Origin of the sequence: Rhodopseudomonas sp. AAP120 (assembly GCF_001295845.1) — a bacterium.
Taxonomy (GTDB): Bacteria; Pseudomonadota; Alphaproteobacteria; order Rhizobiales; family Xanthobacteraceae; genus Rhodopseudomonas.
In genome coordinates this window covers 52708-64286 of sequence record NZ_LJIC01000129.1, presented here as the reverse complement: position 1 = coordinate 64286, position 11579 = coordinate 52708, and the positions used below count along the sequence as shown (strand labels likewise).

Genomic DNA, 11579 nt, shown 5'->3' with positions numbered 1-11579 from the left:
GACACGGCAAACTGTCGGTTTGCCGCATCGGTCAATGGTGTCAAGCCCTTGCTCGCCCGAAGGCGTGCGAATGTCAGATCGTCTTCTTGGCGGAGCGGTCGTCTTCCGGCGAATTGAGATAAAAGCCCGACATGGTATCGACCCAGCACAGGTGGTCGTGCACCTCCTTGACGCCGCAGACATTCTCGGCGACCACGATCACCGCCTGGCGCGAACTCTCTTCGGTGATCACGCCGTTGAGATGCACGACGCCGTTGCGCACCACCACGCTCAGCCCGAACGGACGCCAGTCGTTGCGCTCGATTTCGGCGATGATCCGGTCCCGGATCTTGTCGTCAGCGGCGGACGGGTCCGGCGCCTGACGGGCGAGTTCGGCGACCGCGCGCAGCAGGTTCTTGCGCGTGACGATCCCGACCAGACGGTCGCCCTGCATCACCGGCAGCCGCTTGACGTGGTGCTTCTCCATCGTCCGGACGATCGTCTCGACCGACGTGTCCCCGGTGATCGTGTGAGGATGATGGGTCATCACCTCGCCGACCTTGCGCCCGTGCTCATGGACGAAGTCGTCCGCGCAGGTGCTCGGACCGAGCAGCAGCCGTAGCCAGCGGTTGCGCTTGCGCTGTGTGCCGAGTTCGGCGCGGCGGATGAAGTCGCCTTCCGAGATGATGCCGATCAGCCGTCCGTCGGCATCCACCACCGGCAGGCCGCTGACGTGGTGCTGCAGCATCGCGTTGGCGGCATCGACGATCGAAGCCTCGGGGCTGATCGTCACCACTGGCGATGTCATGATCTGGTCTGCGCGCATATCCGTATCCCCTCCGGCACATCGGTGCCGCCTTGATCGAAGTCCGTTCGCCCGTTTGCGATCGCTGCGGACGCAGCTCAGTGCGAAATCAGCGCCGGCAGCGTCAGCGACTTGAAGATGCCGCGGGTGACACCACCGAGAATGAACTCCCGCAGCCGCGAATGACCGTAGCCGCCCATCACCAGCAGGTCGGCTCCACAGTCGGACGCCATCGACAGGATGGTGTTGTGGACGTTGGTCGGCGGCGCGGTGAAGTGGTGGGCGGTGGCGGCGAGGTCGTGGCGCATCAGATGGGCCAGCAGCGCCTTGGTCGTCGCTTGGCCGACGTCATCCTCGTCCTCGTTCACCGCCAACACGTCGATCGTCTTGGCCCGGCGCAGGAACGGCATCGCGTCGTGCACGGCGCGGGCAGCCGGGCGGCCGCCGTCCCAGCACACCAGCACGCGGTCGAGATTCAGCGGTCCCTTGTGGATATACGGCACCATCAACATCGGCTTGCCCGAGTTGAACAGAATGCTTTCCGGCAGCGGATCCTGATGGCCGGGCTTGGCGCGATCGGGCTGCGGCACGATGCTGAGGTCGTACAGCCGCGAGATCTCCGAAAGCGATTCGTTGGCGAGCACCGGCGTGTCGCAGACGCTGCGTGCGCCGTGGGTGACGGCCGCGGCGCGGGCTGCGATCTCGAACTGGTCGAGCCGCGCGGCGGCGTCGTCATTGTCGGTGTTGTACTGATTGACAGCGGCGTAGTAGGCGGTCGAAGCACCGACCACGATCGCCGGATTGATCGGCTGATAGGTGCAGACGATGCCGTCCAGATGAGCGTCGAAGGTCTTGGCGACCGAAACAGCGCAGTCGATGATTCCGTCTGCCGGCCGGTCCGCCGGAATGTGCACGACGACATCGTTCAGCATGGCAGTGGTCTCCGGATCGCACGTGCGGCGATTTGTGGTCCGGAATATATCCGCCTGAGGCCGCTGCACTTTGATCTAGCTCATCGTGTCGATATGCCCGCTGCCCGAACATGGCTCGCCTGCAGCAAGGAGGCGCCCGGTCAGGACGATTAGTTCGGGCGACCAGTCCAAAGGGAGGTTCCGATGACGTATTCGACGGTCATGGTCGCGCTGCAATGCGACCAGCCGAATGCGTATGCGCTCGGGGTCGCCGCAGAGTTGGCGGAGCGGTTCGAGGCGCGGCTGATCGGCGTCGCGGCGTCCGACCTCAGCCCGCCGCTGTATTATACCTCGGGAGATCAGGCCGACCGGCTGCTCGAACAGGGGATCAGCACGATCCGGCAGCGGCTCGCCGATCTGGAGACCGAGTTCCGCGAGGCGATGCGCGGCCGTGCCCGCGAACTGCAATGGCGCTCGGCGATCGGCCAGCCGGCCAAGTACATCGTGCAGCAAGCCCGGGCAGCCGACGTCGTCGTGGCCGGCGCAGCCGATCGCGGGGCGTTGACCGACCCGTTCACCGTCGCCGATCCGGCCGATCTCGTGATGCGGATCGGACGCCCGTTGCTGGCGGTGCCGGCCGGGGTCTGTCGGGTCGATCTGTCGAGCGTGATGGTCGCGTGGAAGGACAATCCGGAAGCGCGTCGCGCTATCGTCGACGCTCTGCCGCTGCTGCGCCAGGCCAGCCATGTCACCGTGGTCGAGATCGTCGAGGAGGACGGTGACCGGGCCGAGGCGCTGGCGGGCATCCACGACGTCGTCGACTGGCTGTCCCGGCATCATATCCATGCGGTGGGCGACGTGCCCGCCGAGGCCGGTGAGGTCGCCGCAAGGCTCGACAAAGTCGCCGACCACATCGGCGCCGGCGCTGTCATTGCGGGGGCCTATGGTCACTCCCGGTTTCGGGAGTGGATTCTCGGCGGCGTCACCCAGCATCTTCTTGAACAATCCGCCCGGTGTGTGTTCCTCGCCCGGTGAGCGATCCGCAGCCTCGGAGATCGGCTCCGTCCAATCCCGCATTGATCGTCATCAACGCCTCTTCGGCAGCGGCTGCCAGGCTGAGGACCGACGCATCGCGACGCAAGCTTAACCATCAGACAAATCGCTGCGATCCGCCGTCCTGTGACGACGCTATGACAGCTTCGTCATCCTATCTGTCGATGAAGTCGCGCTGCCGCGGGGAAGCGGCCGGCGATACCTTCCAGTGCCACCCGAGGCGCACCCAGAAGAGGCGATGATGCTGCAGAACCAAGCCCCAGGGCTTCCCGCCAACGTCGAGTCGCCGCAGGCAGCCGCGCATGCGCGCGCCAGGGACAGCGATCGCGGTCTGCATGCGACCTTGGCGCCGCTGACAGGCGGATTGTCGCCCACCGCGCTGCTGCTGGCCTATGCGGACTGGCTGTCGCATCTGTTCTGGTCGCCGGCGCGTCGTCTCGAACTCGCCCATGATGCGTTGCGCCGCGCCTCGCGTGTGACGGAGGCGGCGCTGTTTCCCGTCGCACCATGGTCGTTGATCGCGCCCCAGGCACAGGACCGGCGGTTCAGCGCACCGGAATGGCAGCAACCGCCGTTCAACCTGATGGCGCAGAGCTTCCTGCTCGCCGAGGAATGGTGGCACGCGGCCACCACCGGCAATCGCGGCGTGTCGAGGCAGAACGAGAAGATCGTCGAGTTCGCGACGCGCCAGATGCTGGACGTATTCGCACCGTCGAACTTTCCGGGTACGAACCCGGAGGTGATCCAGAAGACGCTGGCGTCCGGCGGCGGCAATATCACGGCCGGCCTGCATAATTGGTGGGAAGATCTGCTGCACGCCGTGTCGCGCGAGCCGGAGCCGAACCCCGACTTCAAGGTCGGCCGGGATGTCGCCGTGACGCCGGGCAAGGTGGTGTACAGCAACGACCTGATCGAACTGATCCAGTACGCCCCGGCCACCGCAGAGGTCCGGCCGGAGCCGGTTCTGATCGTGCCGGCGTGGATCATGAAGTACTACATCCTCGATCTGTCGCCGCACAACTCGCTGGTCAGGTACCTCACCGAACAGGGCTTCACCGTATTCATGGTGTCGTGGCGCAACCCGACCGAGAAGGAGCGCGACGTCTCGCTGGAGGATTATCGCCGGCTCGGCGTGATGGCTGCGCTCGATGCGGTCGGCGCCATCGTACCGGGTCAGCGGATTCATGCCGCCGGCTATTGCCTCGGCGGCACGCTGCTGTCGATCGCCGCGGCGGCGATGTCGCGCGACGGCGACGATCGGCTGAAGTCCATCACGCTGTTCGCCGCGCAGACCGACTTCACCGAGGCCGGCGAGCTCACGCTGTTCATCAACGAGAGCCAGGTCGCCTTCCTCGAAGACATGATGTGGAAACGCGGCGTGCTCGACACCAGCCAGATGGCCGGTGCCTTTCAGATCCTTCGCTCCAACGACCTGATCTGGTCGCGAATGGTGCGCGACTATCTGATGGGCGAGCGGTTCCCGCCCAACGACCTTATGGCGTGGAATGCCGATGCGACCCGGATGCCCTATCGGATGCATTCGGAATATCTGCGCAAGCTGTTCCTCGACAACGATCTCGCCGAAGGCCACTACGTGGTCGACGGCAAGCCGATCGCGCTGTCGGACATCCACACGCCGATCTTCGTGGTCGGTACCGTGCGCGATCACGTCGCGCCTTGGCGCTCGACCTACAAGATCCATCTGCTGGCGGATGCCGAGATCACCTTCTGCCTCACCGGCGGCGGCCACAATGCCGGCATCGTCTCGCCGCCGTCGCCGAAAGCTCACGGCTATCAGGTCATGGTCAAGGAAGCCGATGGTCCCTATGTCGGACCGGACGTCTGGCTCGCCGAAGCGCCGCACGCCGAAGGCTCGTGGTGGACCGAATGGGCGAATTGGCTCGCGGGTCGATCGGGCGCCCCGGTGTCGCCGCCGCGGATGGGGCTGCCGGATGCGAACGCTGCCGCACTACCGGATGCGCCAGGGAGTTACGTGCTGCAGACCTGATCGACGAGCCGCAGTGCCGCCAGGGCACGTATCAGGGTTTTGTCCGGTGAGCCGGACGCATCGATCGTCGTCCAGCCGATGTCGCCCTGCTCATAGGCCTGCTGCTGCCGCACGATGTCGGGTGTAGCGTCGGACGCGTCGCCGATCCGGTGAGCGACACGATCGAGCCGGGTCTTCACGTCGGCGACAAGATAGAGCCCGGAAATCTCGACGTCCTGATCCCGGGCGACGGCTTCGATCGCGGCGCGTTCTTCCTGCCTGGAGAATACGGCGTCGACGATCACCGAACAGCCTTGCGCCAGGATGTGCGCGGCGCGCTCGCCAAGAATTCGATACACGTCGGCGGTCGCGTCTCGCGAATAGCCGGCCTGCGGCAGCCGCTCGGTGTCGGCGACCCCGAAGAGCCGCTTTCGGATCACATCCGAACGTAGCACCACCGCGCCGGGCAGAGGCGGAACGCGGCCCGATAGCCCCCGGGCAAGCACCGACTTTCCGGTGCCTGAGAGGCCGCCCACTGCGATGAGGCGGGGGTGCGGCGGCGCGATCAGTCGCTCGGCGAGAGCAAAATAGGACATGGCGATTTGCCGGTTGCTGCGCTCCGTTGCAACGTCCAGGGCCGGTCGCGACAGCATCACCTTGGCGCGGACGGCGGCGCGGAGCGACATCAACAGCGGCAGGGCCCGCAGCCCTTCTGCATGGGCCTCGTCGCCGACCGCGAGATAACGGTTCAGCACTCCGGCCGCTGCGTCGCAGCGATCGTGCTGGATCAGATCCATCAGCGGGAAAGCAAGATCATAGAGCAGGTCGACCGAAGCGAAGACTGGGTCGAACTCGATCGCATCGAACAGCACGGGCTTGCCGTCGATCAGTACGATGTTCGCCAAATGCAGGTCGCCGTGGCACCACCTGACAAATCCCTGCGCGCCGCGCTGTTCGAGCAACGGGCGGATTCGCTCGAAGGCGGAGCGACTGGCACGATCCAGCGCCGCGACGCGGTCGGGCGGGAAGCCGCCGGCGATGAAAGAGCTGGTGTTGTCGGCAAGGATCGGGAGCAGCGATGCCACCCACGTCGCCGTGTCGGCTTTCGGCGCCGAACGATGCGAAGCCTCGATCGCATCCGCAATGGCGTCGGCGAGGGCCGGCGCGAGCGGTTGCTCCCGGGTGAGACGGTCGATCGTGCGGCTTTCGTCGAACCGCTGCATCTCGACGGCCCATTCGACCGGTTCGCCGTTGCCTCCGATTTCGAATGCGCCGTTCGCAGCGCGCGTGATCGGCACCACGCGGCGATAGATTTGCGGCGCGAAGCGGCGATTGATCTCGAGCTCCTGCTCGCAGGCGGCCTTGCGGCGCGCCAGCGTCGAATAGTCGAGAAACGGGAACCGCACTGCGCGCTTGATCTTCAGCGCGCGATCCCCGGACAAGAACACGACGGCGCCGTGGGTATCGATCCGGGTGGCGGACGCACCGTCGTGCGTTGTCGCTTCCGCGACAAATCGGAACACCTGCTCCTGCCTTGAGCGTTCGGAGGCGGGGATCGGATCGTCCATGGGGATGTTCGGGAACCTACGTATTGTCCGGAATTGGATCAGTGGTGCAGGTCGGTCGGACGGATTTGTTGCAAGGATAACAAGAGGTCCGGGAAAACGGAGGGTGATTGACCTTAATCAATTCAATTCCGCAAAGCTGCGGTCAATTTGCCCGAAAGGGCGATTAGCAGGTGCCTCGATACGCGTAGCCTGCGCCCTCGGACTAACGTTGCGGGCGATTGGAATCTGCTCTTGTACAAGTTTCTCGAGGCCACCGTTGCCGACCACATGACGCGCTCGGTGAAATCCGTATCGCGGGAAATGACGATGCGCGAGCTGGAAGACCAGTTCGAGCGCGACGACTACAATGCCTATCCGGTCGTGGAGAACGCCCGCGCCATTGGACTGGTGACGAAGTACGATTTTCTCAATTGCTTCGCGTTCCATCCGACCCAGATGTTGCCTCACTATGACGATCTGATGAATCGGACCGTCGGCGACATCATGACGCCCGACTTCATCTATGTTCATGCCGACACCAAGCTGACGCGGGTTCTGCAATTGATGGTCGAGCACCAGACCCGCAGCATTCCGGTGTTGGAAGACGACCGCAAGCTGGAGGGCATCATCTCCCGCGAGGACGTGATCAGGGCGCTGGCGAGCTTCACCAAGGCTGCGCCCTAGTCGCGCGGCGCTGAGCCGCGGCGACCGGAATTGGAATCGGGCGCGTATTTGTACTACACAGTCGGCGGGCGCCGGGACACGATGCATCCACGGACATAGGCCTCCGGTGCCCGGTGCCGAGGTGAGATGTCGACCTATCGATTAAGCAATCTCCTGGCGCCCGCTGCGGTGGCGGTGATCGGAGCCAGTCCGCGCCCGGCGTCGCTCGGCCGCGCCGTCCTCGAAAATCTGCGCAGCGCCGGTTTCAAGGGTGAGATCGGCGTGGTCAACCCGCGCTATCCCGAGATCGGAGGGTTCAAGACCGTCCGCACGCTCGCGGAGCTGCCATTCGTTCCGGATCTGGTCGTGATCACTGCGCCGTCGCGTTCGGTGGCGAAGATCGTCGGCGATGCCGGCGAACGCGGCGTCGCCGGTGCGATCATCATCAGCGCCGAAATGGGGCGGGGCAAAGGCTCCTACGCCGAAGCGGCCAATGTTGCGGCGCGCAAATCGGGCATCCGGTTGCTCGGGCCGAACTGCCTCGGCCTGATGGTGCCGGCTTCCAATCTCAATGCCAGCTTCGCGGCTCACATGCCGCGGCGCGGCCATCTCGCGCTGATCTCACAGTCCGGTGCGATCGCGGCCGGCATGGTGGATTGGGCGGCCGTCAAGGATATCGGCTTCTCGGGGATCGTGTCGATCGGCGACCAGCTCGACGTCGATATCGCCGACATGCTCGACTACTATGCGGCCGATCTCGAAACCCGCGCCATCCTGCTCTACATCGAGGCCATCACCGACGCGCGCAAATTCATGTCGGCCGCTCGCGCCGCAGCGCGCGTCAAGCCCGTGGTGGTGGTGAAGTCGGGCCGTCTCGCACACGGCGCTCAAGCGGCCGCGACCCACACCGGGGCGTTCGCCGGCGCCGACGCAGTGTACGATGCCGCCTTCCGCCGCGCTGGCATGCTGCGGGTGTTCGATCTGCGCGAATTGTTCGACTGCGCCGAGACGCTCGGTCGAGTCAGCGCGCCGCGTGGCAAGCGGGTCGCGATCCTCACCAATGGCGGCGGCATCGGTGTGCTGGCCGTCGATCGGTTGGCCGAACTGGGCGGCATTCCGGCGACGCTCTCCAAGGATGTCTGCGACAAGCTCAACGCGACGATGCCGCCGAGTTGGTCGGGTTCCAATCCGGTCGATATCACCGGGGATGCCGATGCCGAGCGCTACGCGACCGCGCTGTCGACGTTGCTGGCCGACCCCGATAACGACGCGGTTCTGGTGATGAACGTGCAGACCGCGATGGCGTCGCCGAGCGAGATCGCCAAATCGGTGATCCGGCTGGTCGGCGAGGAGCGGGTGCGCCGCACCTTCTTCAAGCCGGTGTTCGCGGTCTGGGTCGGCGCTGAAGAATTCGTCACCCATGCGTTCGATGCCGCCGGGATTCCGAACTACCCGACAGAGGACGATGCGGTCCGCAGCATCATGAATCTGGTGCGTTATCGCGAGGCGGCGCAACTTCTCACCGAGGTGCCGCCGAGCCTGCCCAAGGAGTTCGATCCCGATACAGAGGCGGCCCGGCTGGTGATCGAGAAGGCGCTGGCGGAGGGCCGCTCGTGGCTCGATCCGATCGAGGTCGGGGCGCTGTTCGCCGCCTATCAGATCCCGATGGTGCCGACGCTCGCGGCGCCGAATGCGGATGCGGCGGTGGCCTGGGCCGAGCCGTTTCTGGCCCAGGGCGTGACCGTGGTGGTCAAGGTGATGTCGCGCGACATCACCCACAAGTCCGATGTCGGCGGGGTGGTGCTGAACCTTACCAGCGTCGAGGCGGTGCGTTCCGCGGTGGTCGATATCCTGGACCGCGCCGCGAGGCTGCGGCCGAAGGCGCGGATCGAGGGCGTCATCGTGCAGCCGATGATCATCCGCCGCAAGGCGCGCGAGCTCACCGTCGGCATCGCCGACGATCCGACGTTCGGGCCGGTGATCGCCTTCGGCCACGGCGGCACCGCCGTCGAGATCATCGACGATCGCTCGCTGGCGCTGCCGCCGCTCGATCTGCCGCTCGCCAATTCGCTGATCGCCCGCACCCGCGTCTCCAAGCTGCTGCAGGCCTATCGCGATGTGCCGGCGGTCAAGGACGGTGCGGTGGCTCTGACGCTGGTGAAGCTGTCGCAGATGGCGGCGGATTTTCCGCAGATCCACGAACTCGACATCAATCCGCTGCTTGCCGATGAAAGCGGCGTGGTGGTGATCGATGCGCGCGTGATGGTCCGCAAGGCGCAGCGCAAATTCGCAGGCCTCGGCAATACCACCTTCGCGGTGAAGCCGTATCCGTCGCAATGGGAGCGGCACCTCGAGGTGAAGGACGGCTGGCGCGTGCTGGCCCGGCCGCTGCGTCCGGACGACGAGCCGGCCATCCACGAATTCCTCAAGCACGTCACGCCGGAGGACCTGCGGCTGCGTTTCTTCGCGGCGATGAAGGAATTCAGCCACGCCTTCATCGCGCGCCTGACCCAGATCGACTACGCGCGCGCGATGGCTTTCATCGCGATCGATGAAGCCACCGGCGAGACGCTCGGCGTGGTGCGCATCCACTCGGACTCGATCTACGAGAGCGGCGAATACGCGATCCTGCTGCGTTCCGACCTCAAGGGCAAAGGGCTCGGCTGGGCGCTGATGAAACTGATCATCGAATACGCGCGGGCCGAAGGCCTGAAATACGTTTGCGGCCAGGTGCTGCGCGAGAATGCGGCGATGCTGCGCATGTGCCGTCACCTCGGCTTCGAGGCCAAGGCGGATCACTCGGAGCCGGACATCCTCAACGTGACGCTGGCGCTCACCGAGGCGTCGGCAAGGGCTGCCGCGCAGGCGTGATTGCGCGGGCGCGCTGTTTAAGCAGCGTATTTGGTGGGCCTAGAGTCGGCTGACCGACACCACCCGGAAGGTATGCATGTCGCCTTCCTCGCGGATCGACACGTATTCGCCTTGGACGAAACGTTCGTCGCCGAAGTGATAGCCCGCTTCATCCGGAATCGCGGCGTCGGCCTCGTACTGGAATGCCCACGATCCGCCCGGGCGGTGGACCAGATGGCCGAGGCTGTCGGCCTGTTGCGGCCGCTGCCGGGCGACCCGGCAGGCCTCGCGATGGCTTCGCCAGATCTCGGCATCGATGCGGTCGTTCTCATCCAGCGGCGCGACGATCACATACGCGATCTGCGAAGCCCCCTCCGGATGACCGGGTTCGCGAGCGAGTTCGAGTCGAATTTGACGGAAGCGCGCGGGCAACGACGTGTTGAGGATGGCGGACGGAGAGCCCTTGGTCATCGGATCGATCCTGTCGTCCTTGATTGCGTAAAGCTTACGCAGCGCTCCGCCGCCATAATTGATTTGCATCAATCGTGTATCGCGACGCAAGCTGTCGCATCGATGGGCTGCGAGGCGGCCGGCGATTCGCAAACGGAGTACCGGATGGCGGCGTTGAAAGTCGGAGCGAAGCTGCCGTGAGTTCTGCGCCCGTCCTGAATGCGGCCACCGATGGCGATGTGCTCGAGTTGCGTCCGGGCGGCGCGTGGACCGCGACGCATTCGGCGGTACTTGAACGATTATTCGCCGGAGTCGCCCCACAGGTCGCTGCCGCGCGGTCGCTCAAGATCGACCTGAGCGACGTGGCTGAAATCGATACGATCGGGGCCTGGTTGCTGGAGAAGGTGTCCCGCGAGGCGGTGCAAGCCGGGCGCACCGCCTTGTTCGTCGGCGTCGGCGATCGTTACGCCGGGCTGATCGAGGAGGTGCGCCAGGTCAATCGTCGCGGCCCGGCGCCGCGGCCGAAGGTCAATCCGATTATCGCGCGGCTCGACCAACTCGGCCGCTCCGCCTACAGCGCGACGCAGGACATCTCGGTGTTTCTCGATATGCTGGGCGCGCTGGCGATGGCGCTGCTCGGCGTGCTGCGGCGCCCGCGGTCGCTGCGCCTGACCTCGTTGACCTACCAGGTCTATCGCGTCGGCTGGCAGGCGATCCCGATCATCGTGCTGATCACCTTTCTGATCGGTGCCATCATTGCCCAGCAGGGCATCTTCCACTTCCGCAAATTTGGTGCCGAGTCCTATGTCGTCGACATGGTCGGCATCCTGGTGCTGCGCGAGATCGGCGTGCTGATTGTCGCCATCATGGTGGCGGGCCGCTCCGGCAGCGCCTACACGGCCGAACTCGGTTCGATGAAGATGCGCGAGGAAATCGACGCGCTCTCCACCATGGGGCTCGATCCCGTCGAGGTGCTGATCCTGCCGCGGATCATCGCGTTGGTGATTGCGCTGCCGATTCTGGCCTTCATCGGCTCGATGGCGGCGCTGTATGGCGGACTGCTGACGGCGTGGTTCTACGGCGGCATGATGCCGGCGGTGTATATCGCGCGGCTGCACGAGGCGGTGTCGCTGTCGAGCTTCGAGGTCGGGATGTGGAAGGCGCCGTTCATGGCGCTGGTGATCGGCATCGTCGCCTGCAGCGAGGGGCTGCGGGTCCAGGGCAGCGCCGAGTCGCTGGGTCTGCAGACTACGACCTCGGTGGTGAAGTCGATCTTCCTGGTGATCGTGCTCGACGGCCTGTTCGCCGTGTTCTTCGCCTCGATCGGGATGTGA

Annotated in this window: 9 protein-coding genes; 5 read left to right on the top strand and 4 right to left on the bottom strand. The window is 65.3% G+C overall.

Translation table 11 applies throughout. The features are described 5' to 3' along the window. Positions 1–73 precede the first annotated feature (73 nt). A complete protein-coding gene (locus IP86_RS19930) occupies positions 74–805 on the bottom strand; it encodes a CBS domain-containing protein (RefSeq protein WP_054164168.1) in 732 nt (243 codons plus the stop codon). Between the two features lie 77 nt (positions 806–882). Next, entirely contained in the window at positions 883–1716 is an 834-nt protein-coding gene (locus IP86_RS19925; RefSeq protein WP_054164167.1) for a universal stress protein, read from the bottom strand. A 183-nt stretch (positions 1717–1899) separates the two neighbouring features. Here IP86_RS19925 and IP86_RS19920 point away from each other — a divergent pair, with 183 nt between their 5' ends. After that, a complete protein-coding gene (locus IP86_RS19920; protein WP_054164166.1) occupies positions 1900–2730 on the top strand; it encodes a universal stress protein in 831 nt (276 codons plus the stop codon). Between the two features lie 259 nt (positions 2731–2989). After that, positions 2990–4756 carry a PHA/PHB synthase family protein gene (locus IP86_RS19915; protein ID WP_054164204.1) on the top strand — a complete coding sequence of 589 codons (1767 nt, stop codon included), beginning with the start codon at positions 2990–2992 and terminating at the stop codon, positions 4754–4756. Here the strand turns inward: IP86_RS19915 and IP86_RS19910 are convergent. After that, on the bottom strand, positions 4738–6303 hold the full coding sequence (locus tag IP86_RS19910) for a bifunctional aminoglycoside phosphotransferase/ATP-binding protein (RefSeq protein ID WP_054164165.1): 1566 nt from the start codon (positions 6301–6303) through the stop codon (positions 4738–4740). The two genes, IP86_RS19915 and IP86_RS19910, sit on opposite strands and share 19 nt — an antisense overlap. Positions 6304–6534: 231 nt before the next feature. On the opposite strand from IP86_RS19910, the gene IP86_RS19905 reads away from it, so the two are divergent. Together IP86_RS19905 and IP86_RS19900 are read left to right on the top strand one after the other, a co-directional pair. Further along, positions 6535–6966 carry a CBS domain-containing protein gene (locus IP86_RS19905; RefSeq protein WP_054164164.1) on the top strand — a complete coding sequence of 144 codons (432 nt, stop codon included), beginning with the start codon at positions 6535–6537 and terminating at the stop codon, positions 6964–6966. 126 nt (positions 6967–7092) lie between these two features. Continuing rightward, positions 7093–9816 (top strand): bifunctional acetate--CoA ligase family protein/GNAT family N-acetyltransferase, encoded by a 2724-nt coding sequence (locus IP86_RS19900; protein ID WP_054164163.1) that lies wholly within the window; start codon positions 7093–7095, stop codon positions 9814–9816. Between the two features lie 39 nt (positions 9817–9855). Here the strand turns inward: IP86_RS19900 and IP86_RS19895 are convergent, their stop codons facing one another. Beyond that, a complete protein-coding gene (locus IP86_RS19895; RefSeq protein ID WP_054164203.1) occupies positions 9856–10266 on the bottom strand; it encodes a hypothetical protein in 411 nt (136 codons plus the stop codon). A 176-nt stretch (positions 10267–10442) separates the two neighbouring features. Here IP86_RS19895 and IP86_RS19890 point away from each other — a divergent pair, with 176 nt between their 5' ends. Then, the gene (locus IP86_RS19890; RefSeq protein WP_054164162.1) at positions 10443–11579 is read left to right on the top strand and encodes an ABC transporter permease; all 1137 of its coding nucleotides are present in this window, start codon (positions 10443–10445) and stop codon (positions 11577–11579) included.

Excerpts from the sequence above, each read along its gene's own strand:
- IP86_RS19930 (WP_054164168.1), bottom strand. The coding sequence starts at position 805 with ATGCGCGCAGACCAGATCATGACATCGCCAGTGGTGACGATCAGCCCC.
- IP86_RS19925 (WP_054164167.1), bottom strand. The coding sequence starts at position 1,716 with ATGCTGAACGATGTCGTCGTGCACATTCCGGCGGACCGGCCGGCAGAC.
- IP86_RS19920 (WP_054164166.1), top strand. The coding sequence starts at position 1,900 with ATGACGTATTCGACGGTCATGGTCGCGCTGCAATGCGACCAGCCGAAT.
- IP86_RS19915 (WP_054164204.1), top strand. The coding sequence starts at position 2,990 with ATGCTGCAGAACCAAGCCCCAGGGCTTCCCGCCAACGTCGAGTCGCCG.
- IP86_RS19910 (WP_054164165.1), bottom strand. The coding sequence starts at position 6,303 with ATGGACGATCCGATCCCCGCCTCCGAACGCTCAAGGCAGGAGCAGGTG.
- IP86_RS19900 (WP_054164163.1), top strand. The coding sequence starts at position 7,093 with ATGTCGACCTATCGATTAAGCAATCTCCTGGCGCCCGCTGCGGTGGCG.
- IP86_RS19895 (WP_054164203.1), bottom strand. The coding sequence starts at position 10,266 with ATGACCAAGGGCTCTCCGTCCGCCATCCTCAACACGTCGTTGCCCGCG.